Origin of the sequence: Pseudomonas sp. HY2-MNA-CIBAN-0224 (assembly GCF_040310285.1) — a bacterium.
Lineage (GTDB): Bacteria > Pseudomonadota > Gammaproteobacteria > Pseudomonadales > Pseudomonadaceae > Aquipseudomonas > Aquipseudomonas helleri.
In genome coordinates this window covers 1-234 of record NZ_JBEOPQ010000927.1, presented here as the reverse complement: position 1 = coordinate 234, position 234 = coordinate 1, and the positions used below count along the sequence as shown (strand labels likewise).

At 44.0% G+C, this 234-nt stretch carries 1 protein-coding gene; it reads left to right on the top strand.

Annotated elements, in window-relative coordinates; translation table 11 throughout:
- Window positions 1-234: BON domain-containing protein (locus AAEZ03_RS28965; RefSeq protein WP_350583454.1), on the top strand; the 234-nt coding region annotated here is incomplete at both ends.

Here is a 234-nt window from a genome sequence, read left to right as displayed (position 1 = left end):
CGCCAGTGGCGAGCCTTCAGCGCAATCGGTTGCCAACATTTTGCTGCGTCGCATTCAGCAGCAGAATCTCAATATTAGTAACCTAAAAATTAAATATAATGGTTCGACGGATACTGCCGAAATCAGTGGTAATGCTAAAACTCAGGCTGACCGTGAAAAAGCCATTATCGCTATTGGTAACGTTCAGAACGTCGCTAAAGTGATTGATAATATCGATATCGAAGAGGATGCCCC